Source organism: Kitasatospora sp. NPDC038210, assembly GCF_055600605.1.
Window position 1 is genome coordinate 311,790 of record NZ_JBVJYK010000009.1, and the last position, 18,621, is coordinate 330,410.

The 18,621-nt window shown below is 71.6% G+C and carries 15 protein-coding genes; 13 read left to right on the forward strand and 2 right to left on the reverse strand.

Going from position 1 to position 18,621, the window contains the following annotated elements:
* Window positions 1-432: 432 nt before the first annotated feature.
* Window positions 433-2,973 carry an ATP-binding protein gene (locus ACZ7KX_RS20810; protein WP_470327708.1) on the forward strand — a complete coding sequence of 847 codons (2,541 nt, stop codon included), beginning with the start codon at window positions 433-435 and terminating at the stop codon, window positions 2,971-2,973.
* Here ACZ7KX_RS20810 and ACZ7KX_RS20815 read toward each other — a convergent pair.
* Together ACZ7KX_RS20815 and ACZ7KX_RS20820 are read right to left on the reverse strand one after the other, a co-directional pair.
* A complete protein-coding gene (locus ACZ7KX_RS20815) occupies window positions 2,970-3,467 on the reverse strand; it encodes a universal stress protein (RefSeq protein ID WP_470327709.1) in 498 nt (165 codons plus the stop codon). The two genes, ACZ7KX_RS20810 and ACZ7KX_RS20815, sit on opposite strands and share 4 nt — an antisense overlap.
* A gap of 186 nt (window positions 3,468-3,653) precedes the next feature.
* The gene (locus tag ACZ7KX_RS20820) at window positions 3,654-4,445 is read right to left on the reverse strand and encodes a GNAT family N-acetyltransferase (RefSeq protein ID WP_470327710.1); all 792 of its coding nucleotides are present in this window, start codon (window positions 4,443-4,445) and stop codon (window positions 3,654-3,656) included.
* A gap of 304 nt (window positions 4,446-4,749) precedes the next feature.
* Between ACZ7KX_RS20820 and ACZ7KX_RS20825 the strand changes: the two genes are divergently transcribed.
* From ACZ7KX_RS20825 to ACZ7KX_RS20880, 12 genes are all read left to right on the forward strand, one after another.
* The gene (locus ACZ7KX_RS20825) at window positions 4,750-5,148 is read left to right on the forward strand and encodes a hypothetical protein (RefSeq protein WP_470327711.1); all 399 of its coding nucleotides are present in this window, start codon (window positions 4,750-4,752) and stop codon (window positions 5,146-5,148) included.
* Between the two features lie 397 nt (window positions 5,149-5,545).
* The gene (locus tag ACZ7KX_RS20830) at window positions 5,546-6,364 is read left to right on the forward strand and encodes an SDR family NAD(P)-dependent oxidoreductase (RefSeq protein WP_470327712.1); all 819 of its coding nucleotides are present in this window, start codon (window positions 5,546-5,548) and stop codon (window positions 6,362-6,364) included.
* A gap of 68 nt (window positions 6,365-6,432) precedes the next feature.
* Entirely contained in the window at window positions 6,433-6,507 is a 75-nt protein-coding gene (locus ACZ7KX_RS20835) for a 50S ribosomal protein bL37 (protein ID WP_373313685.1), read from the forward strand.
* A gap of 517 nt (window positions 6,508-7,024) precedes the next feature.
* The gene (gene kdpF / locus ACZ7KX_RS20840; protein ID WP_396531890.1) at window positions 7,025-7,114 is read left to right on the forward strand and encodes a K(+)-transporting ATPase subunit F; all 90 of its coding nucleotides are present in this window, start codon (window positions 7,025-7,027) and stop codon (window positions 7,112-7,114) included.
* 1 nt (window position 7,115) lies between these two features.
* Entirely contained in the window at window positions 7,116-8,780 is a 1,665-nt protein-coding gene (gene kdpA, locus ACZ7KX_RS20845) for a potassium-transporting ATPase subunit KdpA (protein ID WP_470327713.1), read from the forward strand.
* Window positions 8,780-10,894, forward strand: a complete 2,115-nt coding sequence (gene kdpB / locus ACZ7KX_RS20850; RefSeq protein WP_470327714.1) for a potassium-transporting ATPase subunit KdpB — start codon at window positions 8,780-8,782, stop codon at window positions 10,892-10,894. Before kdpA ends, kdpB begins: the two co-directional genes overlap by 1 nt.
* 17 nt (window positions 10,895-10,911) lie before the next feature.
* Window positions 10,912-11,547 carry a potassium-transporting ATPase subunit KdpC gene (gene kdpC, locus ACZ7KX_RS20855; protein WP_470327715.1) on the forward strand — a complete coding sequence of 212 codons (636 nt, stop codon included), beginning with the start codon at window positions 10,912-10,914 and terminating at the stop codon, window positions 11,545-11,547.
* 127 nt (window positions 11,548-11,674) lie between these two features.
* Complete coding sequence (locus tag ACZ7KX_RS20860; protein WP_470327716.1) at window positions 11,675-14,251, forward strand: ATP-binding protein; 2,577 nt, start codon at window positions 11,675-11,677, stop codon at window positions 14,249-14,251.
* Window positions 14,248-14,922, forward strand: coding sequence for a response regulator (locus ACZ7KX_RS20865; protein ID WP_470327717.1), 675 nt, complete (start codon window positions 14,248-14,250; stop codon window positions 14,920-14,922). The genes ACZ7KX_RS20860 and ACZ7KX_RS20865 overlap by 4 nt, the downstream gene beginning before the upstream one ends.
* A gap of 258 nt (window positions 14,923-15,180) precedes the next feature.
* A complete protein-coding gene (locus tag ACZ7KX_RS20870) occupies window positions 15,181-16,338 on the forward strand; it encodes an RICIN domain-containing protein (protein WP_470327718.1) in 1,158 nt (385 codons plus the stop codon).
* A 301-nt stretch (window positions 16,339-16,639) separates the two neighbouring features.
* The gene (locus ACZ7KX_RS20875) at window positions 16,640-18,136 is read left to right on the forward strand and encodes a hypothetical protein (protein WP_470327719.1); all 1,497 of its coding nucleotides are present in this window, start codon (window positions 16,640-16,642) and stop codon (window positions 18,134-18,136) included.
* A 176-nt stretch (window positions 18,137-18,312) separates the two neighbouring features.
* Window positions 18,313-18,621, forward strand: a 309-nt coding sequence (locus ACZ7KX_RS20880; protein WP_470327720.1) for a hypothetical protein, incomplete at its 3' end; no start/stop codon positions are given.

The window sequence follows — 18,621 nt, forward strand, 5'->3', positions numbered from 1 at the left end:
CGCCAGTCTTCCGATGGTCGCGGCTGGCACGGTTGTGGAGTCGTTCACCGGTGCGTCGGCCCCGCCGCCGGCCAGCTGTCCAGCGGGCCGGCCGCCGCCGGTTGCCTCGGTCGAGGGTGTACGCCGTCTCGGGACGTGCTTGCTTCGGCCCTCCCGTCTATGGTGCGCTCGGGTGTAGCGCCTGCATCAACGACTGCCCGCGGACCGCCGTCGGCCGACCGGGCGACCCGCCGGGCTGGTTGCCGGGCGCGGAACGACCGGGCGCGTAGCCTTTCGCCCTGTCGCCGCCTGGGTGGCGCCCGAACGGGGACGTCGGCGGGGGCGCAGGATGGGTTCTTCGGCTAAGGCAGGTCCGACGCGGAGACCTGACTTCCGCTCCTTGCCCTTCCGCCTGGTCCGTCCGGGCGGACGATGGACGTGGAGGTGGAGGTGGTGAGCGGGAAGCTGCGGGTGTACCTGGGGGCGGCGCCGGGCGTCGGGAAGACGTACGCGATGCTCGCCGAGGGGCGGCGGTTGCGTGACGGCGGGCTGGACGTGGTGGTCGGGTTCGTCGAGACCTACGGCCGCCGGGGCACCGAGGAGCAGCTGGCCGGCCTGCCGGTGGTCCCGCGCCGCACCGTTCCGTACCGGGGGATCGCGCTGACCGAGCTCGACCTCGATTTCCTGCTCGTCCGTCGCCCCGCGCTCGCGCTGGTGGACGAGCTGGCGCACACGAACGTCCCGGGCAGTCGCAACGCCAAGCGCTGGCAGGACGTGCGGGAGCTGCTGGACGCCGGGATCGACGTGGCGACGACGCTGAACATCCAGCACCTGGAGAGCCTCAACGACGTGGTCGAGCAGATCACCGGGATCGTCCAGCGGGAGAAGATCCCGGACGAGGTGGTCCGGGCCGCCGACCGGATCGAGCTGGTCGACCTCAGCCCGGAGGCGCTGCGCACGCGGATGGCGCAGGGCGACGTCTACGCGGCCGACAAGGTCGACGTGGCGCTGGACAACTACTTCCGGGCCGGGAACCTCGGCGCGCTGCGGGAGCTGGCCCTGCTCTGGCTGGCCGACCGGGTGGAGGAGGAGCTGGCCGACTACCGGGCCCGGCACGGCATCCGGGCGCCGTGGGAGACGAAGGAACGGATCATGGTCGCGCTCAACGGGGCACCGCAGGGCGAGCACCTGATCCGCCGTGGCGCCCGGACGGCCACCCGCGTCCACGGCGACCTGATCGGGGTGCACGTCCGCGCGGACGACGGGACCGTCCGGCGGGAGCCGCCCGACCTGGCCGGCCAACGCGAGCTGCTGCGCGAACTGCACGGCGCCTACGTCGAGATCACCGGCGACGACGTCGCGCGGGCCCTCGTGGACTTCGCCCGCACGGAGAGCGCGACGCAGATCCTGCTCGGCCCGACCGACCGTTCGCGCCTACGGGAACTGGTCAGCGGCTCGGTGATCAACCGGGTGATCCGCCTGGCCGGCCCGATCGACGTCCGAGTGCTGCCGCCACCCGCACCCGACCTGCTGGCGCTGCCGCACGCACCGCGTCGGCGCCGGCCCGCGTTCGTCCCGTCCCGCCGACGCCGGACGGCATGGCTGCTCGGGCCGGTCGGGGCGGTGGCCCTGGCGAGTGCGCTGTCGCCGCTGCGCGACTCGCTCGGGCTGTCCGGCGCCCTGCTGTGCCTGCTGCTGGTGGTGGCCGGGGTCGCCCGCCTCGGCGGGCTCGCGCCGGCCGCGGCCACCACCGCGGCCTCGGCACTGGCGGCGGACTGGTTCTTCACGACGCCGTGGCACAGCCTGGTGGTCGAGCGCGGCGCCGACGTGGCGGTCCTGGTGGTGTTCCTGGCGGTCGCCGGGATCATCAGCCACCTGATCGACGGGCTCGCCCGCCGCTCCCAGCAGGCGGCCCGCGCCCGTGCGGAGGCACAGGCGCTCGCCCGGCTGGCCGGGGAGTCGGTGCAGGACGGGGAACGCGACCTGCCCGAGCTGCTGGAGGGGCTGCGGCTGGCGTTCGGCCTGTTCGCGACGGGCATCCTGGTCCGCGACGGTGCGGGCTGGCGGCCTCAGACGACGGCCGGCGGGCCACTGCCGAATCGGCCGCAGGACGCGGCCTTCACCGCCGAGTTGGACCCGGACACCGTCCTGGTGCTGGCCGGCCCGACGCTGAGCGAGGAGAACACCCGGCTGCTCGGCCCGTTCGTCACGCAGCTGCGCCTGCTCCGGGAGTTGGAACGGCTGAGCGCGCAGGCTGCGTCGGCGCAGGCGCTGGCCCGCACCGACGCGTTGCACACGACCCTGCTGGAGGCCGTGGCCCACGACCTGCGCGAGCCGCTGGCGGGGATCAAGGCGTCGGCGTCGAGCCTCTGTTCCGACGACTCCGACGACGTGGCCTGGTCGTCTGAGGACGTCCGGCGCTTCGCGGTGATCATCGACGCCGAGGCGGACCGGCTGACCCGCATGGTCGCCAACCTGCTCGACCTGAGCCGTCTCCAGGCCGGGCGGGTGCCGGTGACGCTGTGGCCGACTGACCTGGCCGGCGTCCTGGTCGCGGCGGTCGACAGTCTCCCGTCCGGTGGGCCGCCCGTGGTCCTCGACCTCCCCGAGGGGCTTCCTCCGGTGGAGGCCGACCGGGGCTTGCTGGAGCGGGCGCTGGCGAACGTGCTGGCCAACGCGCAGACCTGGTCGCCGCCCGGCGTCCCGGTCCGGGTGGACGCGGGCGCCGTGGCGGACCGGGTGGACGTACGGGTGGTGGATCACGGCCCCGGGATCGGCGACCGGGAGCGCGAGCACCTCTTCGAGCCGTTCCACCACAGCCACCACGGGGTCGGCGGCCGGGTCGCGGGTGTCGGGCTCGGTCTGACCGTCGCCAAGGGCTTCACCGACGCGATGGGCGGCGAGCTCACCGTCGAGAGCACGCCGGGCGGTGGCACGACCTTCGTCTTCGGCCTCCGTCGGTCCGGTCCGGGCGGGGCGACTATCGCTGGTTAGCGCGTACGTGCGCCGGCGGCGAGGAGCATCGGTTCGCCTCGGCGGACGGCGGACTCCAGGCTGTGCAGCAACTCGGAGGGGGAGACGGTGATCACCTGGCAGGCGGCGTGCGCGTGGCAGTAGCGGGCGGTCGACTCGTGCAGGACCCGCCGCAGTCGGCCGTGGCCGGCGGATCCGACGACGATGAGGTCGCCCTGCGAGGTGACGGCCGAGGTCAACGCGGGACCGGCGTCGCCCCGGACCACTATGGGGTGGATGACCACATCGGTCGGGTAGCCGCCGAAGGCCTGCTCGAACGCGGTGTCGACCCGCTTGTGCGCGGCGTGCTCCAGCTCCGACAGCGGGCGGAGGCCGTCCCCGTCGGTCGGCTGCCACGCGGTGACCGGCACGAGGACCGCGCCGCGCGCGGTCGCCTCCGCCACCGCGCGGTACAGCGCGGCGAGACTGCCCAAGGACCCGTCGAGCCCGACGATCACACGTGTGGTGTCGGTCATGGCCGTTCAACTCCTCTTTCGTGCGGGCGGCTGTCCGCCCACACCTCCAGTGAAGTCCGCACCCGCTTCGGACGGGCCGGTGCTGACGGAACCATGACGTCCCGGGACCAGGCCTTGGCGGCTCCTTGACGGATGCCGCTCCGCAGGCCACGCGGGGAGCCCGGTCGGCCGGTCGGTCCGGCGCCCTCAGCGGGCGATGGCGGGGCCGGTCCAGTACACGACCTCGTCGCGGACCGGGCGGAAGCCGGCGGCCACGGCCAGGGCCCGGCTGGCGAGGTTGACCCGGGAGGCGGCCCAGGTCGGGGTCAGACCTGCGTGGCGTGCCGCGTCGGCGGCGGCCGTGGCGCAGGCGAGGGCGAGGTCCAGCCGACGGAACGCCGGGTCGGTGGCGACGGCGATGTCCATGTGCCGGCGCCCGACGAGGTACCCGCAGGCCACCGCGGCCAGGCAGGGGCCGAGGACGGCGCCCCAGGCGAAGCCGCTCGCGGCCAGCTCCGCGTGCCCGCCCCAGGTCCGGGCCAGCCAGTGCGGAAGGCCGGGGGTCGGTACGGATGCCGTGGAGCGGGTGTCGAACCGGGCGAACCGTGGCACGTCAGGAGGGGTCAACGGCCTTACCCAGTCGGCGACGTGGGGGGAGACCGGCCGTGGCGCGGTGTGCTGGACGTAGACCGTGCGCACCCACGGCGTGACGTGGGTGAAGGTGCGTCCGAGCAGCGGCAGGAAGCGCTCCGGCGCCGTGAACTGTCCACGGCCGAGCGGGGCCAGCGCCGCCGGGTCGAGGTGCCGGGGGTCGCCGCGGAGCAGCCGTTCGGGCCCGCTGTGCACCAGGAGCGTCCGGGCGGAGTCGGGCCGGTCGGGCCGGTCGGTCCACCAGCCGCCGTGGCCGGTGCGTTCGACGTGGGCGGCGAGGGCCTCGGTACCGGGCTCCTCGAACGGCAGCAGGGTGGTGAAGGGCAGAAGGGCGGTAGAGACGGACACCGCACCAGTGGCTCACCCGGTACCGCTCCGACGGACCCGGGTTGACGGAAGCCTGGCGCCGGCGGGGCCGGCTCTGACGAAACCCTGACGTCCGGGCGAAACCCCTGATGGCCGGTCCGGACGTCGGCATTCGGGTGCCCGGCGCGGCTCGCCCGTCAAGATTGCGTTCGAATCGCCCCCGCGCACATCAGGATCGCGTCAAGAACGCGCCTTCCCCGCCCACCCGGGTCTTTTGCTGGGGAGCTGCACCCCCGCCTGCGCCCGCCGGCCGGACCGGCATGAGAGGCCCAAGGAGCTCCCGTCCGTGCAGATGTACTCCGCCCGATCCGGCGGCCGCACGTACTACCCGGTGCTCCGGCGGCTGTCGCTAGGGACGTCCGTCGCCGTCACGCTGGTCGCCGGGGGCCTCCTCGCGACCGGTCTCACCCTCGCCGCCGGGGTGCGCACCGGGTGGATCGCCGTGGGCGCGTACGCCGCGCTCTGCGCCCTGATGGGGGTCTTCGCCCGGCCGCAGTCCGCGCCGCTCACCGCCCTCTCGGCCTGGCTGTTCTTCGACGGCTTCACCGAGCACCGCTACGCCGAGCTCGACTGGTCGGGTGCCGAAGTCGGTCATCTCGCGCTGTTCGCCGCAGCGGCGCTGGCCACCTCCCTGCCCGCCGCGTGGCCGCGGAAGCGGGTGCGGTTGAGGACTCTGAAGATCTGACGAGTCGTCCGGTCCGCATCAGGGTTTCGTCAGGAGGGCGGGGCGGACTTGCACCGAGGGGCCGGGCCGACTTTGATGAAGGACATGAACCGCTCGACACGCCACCACGACCGCCCGCCGCATACGCGGCCGCGGGTCGTCGCTGTCGCGGTCCTCATCACGGTCCGGTAGCGCGGGACTTCCGCCCGCAGAGCCAGGACCCGGGCGAACTGCCGCCGCTTCGGTCGAAGTTCGTTCCGCCGCCAACAGCCCCGGCGCATCGCTGCGCAGCCGTCCACGGACGGCGCAGGGCTGCTGAGCCTTTCATCGCAGCACCATCTCCGCACGGACGGCACCCGTCGGGCGCGTCACCGCGCCCGGCGGCACCCCGCCGTGCCCTTTCACCCTTGGATGGGTCATGTCCGACGCTGTTCTGTCCGCCCGCACCGCCCTCGTCACCGGTGCCTCCTCCGGTATCGGCTGGGAGACCGCCCGACTCCTCGCCGGGCACGGCGCCACCGTCCTGGTCCATGCCCGGACGGCCGCCGAGGCCGGGGACGCCGTCGAGCGACTGGTCGCAGCTGGCGCACGGCGCGACCAACTCGTCGAGCTGGCGGCCGACTTCACCCACCTCGCGGAGGTCGCGGTGCTGGCCGGCACGGTCGTCAAGCACTACCCGGCGCTGGACCTGCTGGTGAACAACGCGGCCGTCATGGCGCCGGAGCGCTGCACCCTCACCGACGACGGCAACGAGGTCTCGCTGCAGGTCAACTTCCTCGCCGCGCACCTGCTGGCGAAGCTGCTGCGCGCCCCGCTGTCGGCGGCCGGTGACGCCCGGATCGTCAACGTCTCCTCCTCCCTGCACCGCACCGCGTCGATGAACTGGTCGGACCCGCACCGGGCGAAGAAGTACTCCCGGGTCGCCGCCTACGCACAGTCGCAGCTGGCGCTGACCATGGCGACCGCCGACATGGCGCCGGCCGGCTCCGGCGTCACCGCCGTCAGCCTCAACCCGGGCCAGTGCGACACCGCGCTGCTGCCGCTCTACGGGCGGACCGGTGCACCGGCTGTGGAGGGCGCGGCGGCCGTCGTCAAGCTCTGCCTGCCGGACACGGCACTGGTCAACGGCGAGTACTACGACGGCGGCGACCTCGCCCCGACCGCCGCGATCGCGCAGGAGGAGCGCTCGCAGCGCCGCCTCGCCAAGCTCGCCGACCAGCTCGTCGCCCAGGCCTGACCCGGTCCGACCCGGTCCGACCCAGGCCTGATCCGGACACCCGACCCGTACCGAGGAGAACCCACCCGATGTCGAAGCGCGCCCGCAAGAAGAGGGCCCGTCGGAAGAAGAAGGCGAACCACGGCCGCAAGGCCGGGCAGTAGCCCGACAGACCCACCCGGTGCCGCGTGCCACCGGCACCGGGTGACCCCAGCGGCCCTTGGCGTCCTCGTCCTGACTGTGGCGGACGAGGATGCCGGGGGCCGTCGCATTCCCGGAACGTCCCGACGGGTGACTGCGGGTCTGCGAACACCCGGTGACATCGGCCGACCGGAGTCGCCCCTGGTGCGAGTTCCGTGAAAGCCGTCCGTGGACGGCGCAGTTCGGCGGCCCGAGACGTTTCGGACAACCCCGGGTCTCGGGTGCATGACGCGGATATCAAAGCCGCGTCAACGTTTCGGAATCACCCGTATGGACGGCGTAAGGGGACGGCACCGCGCCCCCGCCGGCTGGTTGGCTGCTCCCCGCCGGTCTTCCCCCGGTGCCGTGACGCCCACGTGGCGTCCCACGGTTCCAGCCCCTGAGCCCCCTGGTGGAGCCCATGTCCGATCTCATCTACGTCGGTGTCACGGTCGCCGTGTTCGCCGTCATCGCCCTGATCGCGCGGGGGGTGGAGAAGCTGTGAGCGTCGAAAACATCACTGGTCTGATCGTGGCCGTCGCGCTCGTCGGCTATCTCGTCGTCGCGCTGATCTTCCCGGAGAAGTTCTGACATGAGCTCCACTCTCGCGGGCTGGATGCAGGCCCTCGCCCTCGTCGGCGCGCTGGCCCTGTGCTACCGCCCCCTTGGCGACTACATCGCCAAGCTCCTCACCACTGCCAAGCACCTCAGAGTCGAGCGCGGCATCTACAAGGTGATCGGCGTCGACGGTGACGCCGATCAGCATTGGCCGGTGTACCTGCGTTCGGTGCTGGCCTTCTCGGCCGTCTCCGTCCTCTTCCTGTACGGCCTGATCCGCCTGCAGGGCTACCTGCTGCTGAACCTGGGTGTCCAGCAGATGGAGGGCCACCAGGCCTGGAACACCGCGATCTCGTTCGTCACCAACACCAACTGGCAGTCCTACAGCGGTGAGTCCGCGATGGGCCACCTGGTGCAGATGGCCGGCCTGGCGGTGCAGAACTTCGTCTCCGCGGCCGTCGGCATCGCCATCGTCGCCGCGCTGATCCGCGGGTTCACCCGTAACAAGACCGACCGGGTGGGCAACTTCTGGGTCGACCTGGTCCGGATCAACCTGCGGCTGCTGCTGCCGATCGCGTTCGTCTTTGCACTCGTGCTGGTGGCGAACGGCGTGGTCCAGAACTTCCACGGCTTCCACGAGGTGACCAACCTCGCGGGCGACGTGCAGAAGATCCCGGGCGGCCCGGTGGCCTCGCAGGAGGTCATCAAGGAGCTGGGCACCAACGGCGGCGGCTTCTTCAACGCCAACTCGGCGCACCCGTTCGAGAACCCGACCGGGTTCACGAACTGGCTGGAGATCTTCCTGCTGCTGGTGATCTCCTTCGCGCTGCCGCGGACCTTCGGCAAGATGGTCGGCGACAACCGCCAGGGCTACGCGATCGTCGCCGTGATGGGGATCTTCTGGGTGGCCTCGGCGGCCCTGATCACATTCGCGGAGTCGCAGCACTCCGGCACCGCCCTGCAGGCGGCCGGTGCGGCGATGGAGGGCAAGGAACAGCGCTTCGGCATCGCGGCCTCCGGCCTCTTCGCCGCCTCGACGACGCTGACCTCGACCGGTGCGGTGAACTCCTTCCACGACTCGTTCACGCCGTTCGGCGGCGGTCTGACGATCTTCAACATGATGCTGGGCGAGATCGCGCCCGGCGGTACCGGCTCCGGCCTGTACGGGATGCTGATCCTGGCGATCGTGGCGGTGTTCGTGGCCGGCCTGATGGTCGGCCGCACCCCGGAGTACCTGGGCAAGAAGCTCGGTGGCCGGGAGATGAAGTTCGCCTCGCTGTACATCCTGACCACTCCCGCGCTGGTGCTGGTCGGCACCGGTGTGGCGATGGCCCTGCCGGGCGAGCGGGCCGGGATGCTCAACTCGGGCGCCCACGGCTTCTCGGAGGTGCTGTACGCCTTCACGTCCGCGAGCAACAACAACGGCTCGGCCTTCGGCGGCATCACCGTCAACACCGACTGGTACGACACCGCGCTCGGCCTGTGCATGGTCTTCGGCCGGTTCCTGCCGATGGTGTTCGTCCTGGCGCTGGCGGGCTCGCTCGCGCAGCAGCAGCCGGTGCCGGCCACCCCGGGCACCCTGCCCACCCACAAGCCGCTGTTCGTGGGCCTGCTGTCGGGCGTCGTCCTGATCGTCGTCGGCCTCACCTACTTCCCGGCCCTGGCTCTCGGGCCGATCGCGGAAGGTCTCTCCTCCTGATGTCCACCCCCACTCGTACTCCTGAACCGGTCGACCAGACCGGGAACGCGACTCCACACAGAGTTTCCAGCGGGCTGCTGGACCCGAAGCTGATCGTCGCGTCCCTGCCGGACGCGGTGAAGAAGCTCGACCCCCGGGTGATGGTCAAGAACCCGGTGATGTTCGTGGTCGAGGTCGGCTCGGTGGTCACCACGATCTCCGCGATCGCCGACCCCAGCGTCTTCGCGTGGGCCATCACCGTCTGGCTCTGGCTCACCACGATCTTCGCCAACCTGGCCGAGGCCGTCGCCGAGGGCCGCGGCAAGGCCCAGGCCGACACCCTGCGCAAGACCAAGACCGAGAGTGTCGCCCGCCGGCTGACGAACTGGCCGGCCACGCAGGACGAGGAGGAGGTCCCGGGTACGGCCCTGCGGCTCGGCGACCACGTGGTGGTCGAGGCCGGGCAGGTCATCCCCGGCGACGGTGACGTCGTCGAGGGCGTCGCGTCCGTGGACGAGTCGGCGATCACCGGTGAGTCCGCGCCGGTGATCCGCGAGTCCGGCGGCGACCGGTCCGCGGTGACCGGCGGCACGAAGGTGCTGTCCGACCGGATCGTGGTGAAGATCGCCTCGGAGCCCGGCAAGTCCTTCATCGACCGGATGATCGCCCTGGTCGAGGGCGCCGCCCGGCAGAAGACGCCGAACGAGATCGCGCTCAACATCCTGCTGGCCTCGCTGACCATCGTCTTCCTGGTCGCCGTGGTGACCCTGCAGCCGATGGCCACCTACGCGGGCGCCCCGCAGTCGATGATCGTCCTGGTCGCCCTGATCGTGGCGCTCATCCCGACCACCATCGGCGCGCTGCTCTCCGCGATCGGCATCGCCGGCATGGACCGCCTGGTGCAGCGCAACGTGCTGGCCATGTCGGGGCGCGCCGTCGAGGCCGCCGGCGACGTCAACACCCTGCTGCTCGACAAGACCGGCACCATCACCCTGGGCAACCGCCAGGCCGCCGAGTTCCAGCCGGCCGAGGGCGTGAGTGTCGACGAGCTCGCGAACGCCGCGCAGCTCTCGTCCCTCGCGGACGAGACTCCTGAGGGCCGCTCGATCGTGGTCCTCGCCAAGACCGAGTACGGCCTGCGGGCCCGCGCCCAGGGCGAGCTGACGCACGCCACCTGGGTGCCGTTCACCGCCCAGACCCGGATGTCGGGTGTCGACCTGGACGAGGCCGACGGCGTGCACTCGGTGCGCAAGGGCGCTGCGGGTTCGGTCACCAACTGGGTGACCGAGAACGGTGGCACCGTCGGCAAGGACGTCGCCGAACTCGTCGACGGCATCTCCGCCGCGGGCGGCACCCCGCTTCTCGTCGCGTCCCGGATCGGCAGTGCGGCCCCGAGGGCCCTCGGCGTGATCCACCTCAAGGACGTGGTCAAGGAGGGCATGCGGGAGCGCTTCGACGAGCTCCGCCGGATGGGCATCAAGACCATCATGATCACGGGCGACAACCCGCTGACCGCCAAGGCGATCGCGGAGGAGGCCGGCGTGGACGACTTCCTCGCCGAGGCCACGCCCGAGGACAAGATGGCCCTGATCAAGAAGGAGCAGGAGGGCGGCAAGCTGGTCGCGATGACCGGCGACGGCACCAACGACGCCCCCGCGCTCGCCCAGGCCGACGTCGGCGTCGCGATGAACACCGGGACCATGGCGGCCAAGGAGGCCGGCAACATGGTCGACCTGGACTCCAACCCCACCAAGCTGATCGAGATCGTGGAGATCGGCAAGCAGCTGCTGATCACCCGCGGCGCCCTGACCACCTTCTCGATCGCCAACGACGTGGCCAAGTACTTCGCGATCATCCCCGCGATGTTCGCCGGGGTCTACCCGGGCCTGAGCCACCTCAACGTCATGGGCCTGCACAGCCCCCAGTCCGCGATCACCTCGGCGATCATCTTCAACGCCCTGGTCATCATCGGCCTGATCCCGCTCGCCCTGCGCGGCGTGCGCTACCGCCCCTCCGACGCTAGCTCCCTGCTGCGTCGCAACATCGGGATCTACGGCTTCGGCGGCCTGGTGGTGCCGTTCGTCGGCATCAAGCTGATCGACCTGATCGTCCAGTTCATCCCCGGCCTGAGTTGAGAGAGGAGTCCACCGCGATGTCCAAGCCCCTGCCCGCCTCCGTGCGGACCTACTTCACCGCCCTGCGCGTGCTCCTGGTCCTGACCGTCATCCTCGGAGTCGCCTACCCGCTGCTGGTCACCGGCATCTCCCAGGTCGCCTTCAGCGACAAGGCCGACGGCTCGATCGTGAAGTCCGACGGCAAGGAGATCGGGTCCAGCCTGATCGGCCAGAACTTCAACCTGGCCAAGGTCAACCCCGACGACCCGAAGGAGGAGGCCAAGCCGGACCCGAAGTGGTTCCAGCCCCGCCCCTCCGCCGCCGGGACCGGCTACGACGCGTCCTCGTCCGCCGCCTCGAACCTGGGCCCGAACAGCGACGACCTGCTGAAGGCCGTCAACGACCGCCGCGCCGCCGTCGCCGCCTTCGACGGCGTCGACCCGGCGAGCGTCCCGGCCGACGCGCTGACCGCCTCCGGCTCCGGCCTCGACCCGGACATCTCGGCGGCCTACGCCAAGGAGCAGGTCGACCGGGTCGCCAAGGCCCGCAACCTGCCGGTCGACAAGCTGAACCAGCTCGTCGACGAGTACACCGAGAGCCGCTCGATCGGCTTCCTCGGCAACGAGGGCGTGAACGTCGTGCTGCTCAACAAGGCGCTCAGCGAGCAGAAGTGATGGAACTTCATCGATCTGCCGAGTGACCGGACCGACCCGGGCACGGGGGAGCACCTCCGTGCCCGGGTCGGTAGCCCATGTCTGCGCACCACCAACCTGCCAGCCACACAAGGAAAGAGCAGCGCCCATGGCTCGCGACCTCGCCCCCGGCACCGTGCACCGCCGCGGCCGGCTGAGGGTGTACCTCGGCTCCGCGCCGGGGGTCGGCAAGACCTACCGGATGCTGGACGAGGCCCACCGCAGACAGGACCGTGGCGCGGACGTCGTGGTCGGGTTCATCGAGTGCCATGGGCGGAGGTTCACCGAAGGGCTGGTGGACGGGTTGGAGGTGATGCCGCGCACCAGACGAAGCTACCGGGACGCCGAGTTCGAAGAGATGGACCTCGACGCCGTGCTCGCCCGCCGCCCGTCCGTCGTCCTGGTCGACGAGCTGGCGCACACCAACATCCCCGGCGGCCGGCACGCCAAGCGCTGGCAGGACGTCGAGGAGCTGCTCACCGGCGGGATCGACGTCATCACCACCGTCAACATCCAGCACCTGGAATCGCTGAACGACGTCGTCCGGAAGATCACCGGCATCCCCCAGCGCGAGACCGTCCCGGACGAGGTGGTCCGCCGGGCCGACCAGATCGAACTCGTCGACATGGCCCCGCAGGCGCTGCGCCGCCGGATGGCCCACGGCAACGTCTACAGGGCGGAGAAGGTGGACGCCGCGCTCTCCAACTACTTCCGGGTCGGCAACCTCACCGCCCTGCGCGAACTCGCCCTGCTGTGGGTCGCCGGGCGGGTGGACGAGGGACTGCGCGACTACCGGGCGGCCCACAGCATCGACCGGGTCTGGGAGACCCGCGAACGCGTCGTGGTCGCCCTTACCGGCGGCCCCGAGGGCGAGACCCTGATCCGCCGCGCCGCCCGGATCGCCGACCGGACGGCGGGCGGGGACCTGCTGGCCGTCCACGTCACCCGCAGCGACGGCCTGGCCGGCGCCTCCTCCGGCGCGCTCGCCGAACAGCGGCAGCTGGTCGAGGACTTGGGCGGCAGTTACCACGTGGTCGTCGGCGACGACATCCCCACCGCGCTGCTCGCCTTCGCCCGCGCCCACGACGCCACCCAGCTGGTCCTCGGCACCAGCCGCCGCGGCCGGATCAACCGCTTCCTCACCGGCCCCGGCACCGGACAGACCACCGTGGACGCCTCCGAGGACATCGACGTCCACATGGTCACCCACGAGTTCACCGGCCGCGGCCGGCTGCCCTCGCTCGGCCGCCGCCACTCCAAGCGCCGCACCATCGCCGGATTAATCTCGGGACTGATCGTGCCCGTGCTGCTCACGGCGGTGCTCTCGCACTTCCGTGGGACGCTGAACCTGACCACGGACGCACTGATCTTCCAACTCGGCGTCGTGGCAGTGGCCTTGCTCGGTGGTGCGGTGTCAGCCGTGGTGGCCGCGCTGATCGCCTCGGTGCTCCTCAACTACTTCTTCATCCCGCCGATCCACAATCTGACCATCGGCGAGGCCAACAACATCGTCGCGTTGCTGGTGTTCGCGACGGTCGCGCTCGCCGTCTCCACCGTCGTCGACCACGCCGGCCGGCTGACCGCCCGGGCCGCCCGGGCCACCGCCGAGGCCGAGACCCTCTCCACCCTGGCCGGCAGCGTGCTGCGTGGCGCCGACGCACTGCCCGCCCTGCTGGAGAAGTCCCGGACGGCCTTCGGCATGCGGACCGTCGCCCTGCTCGACAACGTGACCGGGGAGACCATCTCCCGCAACGACGGCATGGCGGAGGGCACCGAGGACGGCGACGGAGGGGAGGTGACGGAGGTCGCGGTGGGGGAGCAGGCCAGGCTCGTCCTCACCGGCCGCCGGCTGCCCGCCGCCGACCAGCGCGTCCTGACCGCCTTCGCCGCGCACGTCGCCGCCGCCCTGGAACGCGACCGGCTCGCCGTGGTCGCCGCCGAGGTCGAGCCCATCAAGGCCGCCGACCGGATGCGCACCGCCCTGCTCGCCGCCGTCAGCCACGACCTGCGCACCCCGCTCGCCGCCGCCCGCGCCTCGGTCGGCTCGCTGCGCAGTCCCGACGTCGAGTTCTCGCCCGAGGACCAGGCCGAACTCCTCGCCACCGCCGACGAGTCACTGGTCAAGCTCACCCGACTGGTCGACAACCTGCTCGACATGAGCCGCCTCCAGGCCGGCGCGCTCACCCTGCACCTGGCGCCCATCCCGCTGGAGGGCGTTCTGGTGCGTGCCATGGACTCACTTCCCGACCCGTACGCGCCGATCCAGCCCCTGGACCTGGACACCGCCCCAGCGGTGCTCGCCGACCCGCCGCTGCTGGAACGCGTCCTCGCCAACGTGATCACCAACGCGCTGCGCCACAACGCCCCCGGCGCACCCGTCCTGGTCACCGCCAGCCACCACGCCGACCAGGTCGAGATCAGGGTGATCGACCGCGGCCCCGGCATCGCCCCCGAGGACCGCGACCGGGTCTTCCTGCCCTTCCAGCGCCTCGGCGACACCGACAACACCACCGGCGTCGGCCTCGGCCTCGCCCTCTCCCGCGGCCTCGCCGAGGCCATGGGCGGCAGCCTGGAGGTCGAGGACACCCCCGGCGGCGGCACCACCATGCTGCTCACCCTGCCGGTAGCGCCGCAGGCGGGGCACGGGCTCGTCACCGTCGAGTCGGAGAGGGACGAGGACCGGTGAGCCACATCCTCGTCGTCGACGACGAACCCGCCCTGCTGCGCACCCTGCGGATCACCCTCCAGGCCGGCCACTATTCGGTGCTCACCGCGGACACCGGCCAGCGGGCACTGGACTCGGTGGGCCGGACGCCGCCCGACGCCGTCCTGCTCGACCTCGGGCTGCCCGACTTCGACGGGGTGGACGTGATCCACGGCATCCGCTCCACGCTGAAGGTGCCGATCATCGTCTTAACCGGCCGGGCCGAGATCGAGGACAAGCTCCGTGCGTTCGAAGCGGGCGCGGACGACTACGTGACCAAGCCCTTCGTGATGGACGAACTGCTGGCCCGGCTCCGCGCGGTGCTGCGCAGGCCCGTCGAACACGACCCCCCGGCGTCGACCCGCATCGGGCCCAGCGCCGTCGACCTGGCCGCGGGCACGGTCACCGGTCCGGACGGCCCGGTCCGGCTGACCCCGACCGAATGGAGGATCCTCGTCCTGCTGTTGGCCAACCCCGGACGACTGGTGCCCGGGCAGCAGATCCTGAGGGAGGTCTGGGGCCCGGACTCGGCGCACCACAGCAACTACCTGCGGGTCTTCTTCTCCAGCATGCGGCGCAAGCTCGAACCCGACCCATCCCGGCCGCGCCACCTGATCACCGAGCCCGGGATCGGCTACCGCTTCCAGCCCTGATCCGGCTGTGCCCGGGACGGCCGTGCCCAGGCACGGCCGGAACCGGCGGTCGCGTCGCTTCCGCCCATCCGACCTGGGGCTCCTTTACGTACCAACGGCCCTTTCAGAAGAGGGAGTTCAAAGGAATTCGCGCCTTCTTGATCCCGCTCGCATGGATCCCGTAAGGATCACCGACGGAACCCCGGAACCGACGTTCTGCGCTGCCATCGTGCTCCCCAGGCGGATCCGTTCGGGTCCGAAGTCGAAGGAGCGCACGTGTTGTCGAGGATCAAGCTGGCGGCTGCGGCCGCGGGCCTCAGCACCCTGGCCGTCGCAGGCCTGGCCGGGCCGGCGGCGGCCGACGGGAGCGTCGACCCGGTCAAGGAGAACTGCAACGCCGCGAACGTGGTGACACCGGGCTCCACCGCCTTCGTCTGGTGCATCCAGGCGGCCCAGCAGAGCGGAGAGGCCAAGCGGCTGGCCCGCGAGGGCTTCGTGAAGGGCCTGCTCGACCTGCTGGTGAACAAGACCGGCGGCTACTACAACGTCATGATCTTCGACATCAAGGGCAACAACGCCTTCGGGGACCCGTGGTACGTCCACAACTACGAGGAGCACCTGGAGGACGTCGACTTCACGTACGACGTCACCTACCACGACCAGACCTCCCGGGAGGACCAGACCTACCGAATCTGGATCTTCCACGGCGGCGGCACGTTCGCCAACGGCTTCGACGGAGGCTGGGGCAACTGGGCCTTCTACGGCCTGTTCGACCGGACCAGCCGCGAGCACAACTGGGCCTACCCGCCGGGCACCAGCCGCCCCGGCCAGCGGTACAACCACACCGACGCCGTGGTGAACTTCCGGCGGACGCTGACCGGTGCCGTCCCGTCCGGTTCCCCGGGCGTGCCTGGCCAGACCGCCTCTCCGGCGGTACCGGCCGTGCCCGTGGTGGTGCCCGCCGTACCCGTTGGCGAGCCCGGGACGCCGGGCGTGCCCGCCAAGCCCGGGAAGCCCGCCAAGCCGGGCAAGCCGTCCGGCTCGGGCCGGCCGCCGCTCGACACCCCGGTGTACCTGCGGACGGTCAACGGTCTCGGTGCCGTCGCGACCGGTGACGCCCCCGGCTCGACGGTGATCGCCGGCAAGCCCGGCGGTGCCGACTCCCGCTGGACCTTCAAGGACGCGGGCGGCGGTCGCTACCGGATCACCAACGGCCTCGGCCCGGAGCTCACCGAGAATGCTGGCACCTACTTCGCCAATGTCAACGGCTGGAAGGCGAGCGCGGAGCAGAAGTGGGAGGTCATCAACGTCACGGGTGACACCTACCAGATCAGGATCACCGACCAGGACTGCTTGACCTACCACGAGGACCGGAAGGCGCTCGGCGTGTGGACCTGCGACGGGTCCGCCGAACAGCAGTGGACGATCGCGCACTGAGAGCCAGCAGCGCCGCACGCACCGTGCCGGGTCCGCGCACCTGGACGGATCCCGCGTGAATGCCCCGTCAAGATGGCCTTCGGCCGCGTCAAGGACCCGTCAGGGCGGGCGGACAGGTGTTCGGTCGCACCTACTGTGAGCTGCGAGGAAACGGTTCGCTGCCCGGGCGTGGGGCCTGGCGGCGGACCGTTTGCCGAACCCCGACCCCGGCGGGTTCCTCCGGGAAAGGTTCGGCGGCCAGTGAAAACAGGGGAGGGGGCGCGCGGCGATGCCAACGGGAACGTCGGGCGGTACGGCGGTCATGGGGAAAACGGTCACGCCGGAGACGGCGCGACAGGAGACAGCCGTACCACTCCCCGCGCCGCGCGCCCCCCGCCACTGGCTCGGCCGCTCCTGGCGCAGCCGGGGTTGGTGGAACACCCCGCGCCTGGTGCGCGGGCTCGCCGGCCTCTGCCTCGCCTCGCTGATCGTCGCCGCGACGGCGACCGCGACCGTCCTGGGCGGCGCCCGGGACGGCACCGACGTCATCGGCCACCAGGCCGCCCCGCAGGTGGTGCGCTCGGCGGACCTCTACTTCGCGCTCAACGACATGGACGCCCAGGCCGCGAACCTGCTGCTGTTCGGCGCCGACCCGGACTTCACGGCGCTGTGCAAGGAGACCCTGGACACCTACGAGCAGCGGCGCGCCCAGGCCGACACCGACCTGCAGCGCGTCACGGAGGCGGTCGCGGGTGATGCGGCCGGGCAGCGGGCCGTCCAGACCGTCATCGGTGAACTCGGGCGCTACGAAGCGCTGGTGGCCCGCGCCCAGCTGCTGGAGGAGCAGACCCACGCGCCGGCCGGCCGCCCCTCCGCGGACGCGCTCACGGCCTACCGGCAGGCCACCGACCTGCTGCGCCAGCAGCTGCTCCCGGCGGTCGACGAGGTGACCAAGGCCAACGCGGCCGTCGTGGAGGGCAACTACACCGCTCAGCGCGACGCCCTGGCGGGCGGCTGGTGGTGGATCCTGCTCACCGGTCTGCTCGCGCTGGCCGTGCTCGGCCTGCTGCAGCGGCTGCTGGCGGTGCGCTTCCGGCGGCTGGTGAACGTGCCGCTGGCCGTCACGAGTGTGCTCGCCCTCGCGGGGCTGATCACCGCGCTGACCCTGACGTCCCGCGCCGACCACCAGCTGGTGGTGGCCAAGAGCAACTCCTTCGACTCGGTGATCGCCCTCAGCCGGGCCCGAGCGGTGGCGTACGACCTGAACGCCGACGAGAGCCGCTACCTCACCGACCCCGTCCGGGCGGCGGCCTACGAGCAGAGCTTCCTCGACAAGACCCAGTCCTTCGCCCGTGTCGACGGCGCCACCCTGGCCACGTACAACGACAGGCTCGCCGCGCTCGCCGACAAGCACCGGGCCGACCACGGCCAGGTGGGCTTCGGCGGGTACCTCGGCGACGAACTGCGCAACATCACGTTCCCCGGTGAACAGGACGCGGCGGAGCGGGTGCTGGCCGCCTTCCAGCAGTACCAGCGCGACGACCGGAAGATCCGCGAGCTGAACGCCCAGGGCAAGCTCAAGGACGCCGTCACCTACAACACCGGCCTCACCCCGGGTCAGTCCAACGCCGACTTCGGCGTCCTCAGCGCAGCCCTGGACGACAACCAGGCCATCAACCAGCGCGCCTTCGAGGCCGCGGTCGCGACGACCGACAATGACCTCGACGCCATCACCGCCGGGTTGGGCGGGGCGGCACTGGCGGCGGCGCTGGCCCTGACCGCGCTGGGAGTGCGGCCCCGCCTGCGCGAGTTCGCCTGACCGGGCAGGCGGGGCGGCCGACATCCGGTTCGTCTTCTTCCCCGGTGGTCCGGATCGGGATTGCCCTACAGTCCGAGGGACACCAAGGCGCTGCCGCGTCCGAGGTGCGCAGGAACGGGCCCCCCGCACATCGCGGGTGAGCGGACGATCGGGGGGTTTCCATGCGTCCACGGTGGGTGTACGGGCTGTTCAGCGCGGCCTGCGCCGTCTCGTTCGTCGTCGTCGCCGCCGTGGGCGGCATCGCCGAGGAGCGCGGGATCGGCTGGCTGTCCACGGTCTGCGTCTACGGCGCCGACGCCTCGCTCGGAATCGGCCTGACCATGTTCGGCCGGGCCGTCCTGCCGGACGGGCGGCTACGTCGGCAGATGTTCCGCTTCCCACCGTCGAAGGTGTCGGCAACGGCTCAAAACGGGCCGGTTCCAGCGGGTCAGTTGTGGGCCATCCGTTGGTCTCGCTGGATGGTGTGCGTCAGTCGTTGTCGTCGG

Bases quoted from the DNA above. Each gene is read 5' to 3' on its own strand.
- kdpC (WP_470327715.1), top strand. From the start codon at position 10,912: ATGTCCAAGCCCCTGCCCGCCTCCGTGCGGACCTACTTCACCGCCCTG.
- ACZ7KX_RS20815 (WP_470327709.1), bottom strand. From the start codon at position 3,467: ATGACCGACACCACACGTGTGATCGTCGGGCTCGACGGGTCCTTGGGC.
- ACZ7KX_RS20875 (WP_470327719.1), top strand. From the start codon at position 16,640: ATGGGGAAAACGGTCACGCCGGAGACGGCGCGACAGGAGACAGCCGTA.
- kdpA (WP_470327713.1), top strand. From the start codon at position 7,116: ATGAGCTCCACTCTCGCGGGCTGGATGCAGGCCCTCGCCCTCGTCGGC.
- ACZ7KX_RS20860 (WP_470327716.1), top strand. From the start codon at position 11,675: ATGGCTCGCGACCTCGCCCCCGGCACCGTGCACCGCCGCGGCCGGCTG.
- kdpB (WP_470327714.1), top strand. From the start codon at position 8,780: ATGTCCACCCCCACTCGTACTCCTGAACCGGTCGACCAGACCGGGAAC.
- ACZ7KX_RS20830 (WP_470327712.1), top strand. From the start codon at position 5,546: ATGTCCGACGCTGTTCTGTCCGCCCGCACCGCCCTCGTCACCGGTGCC.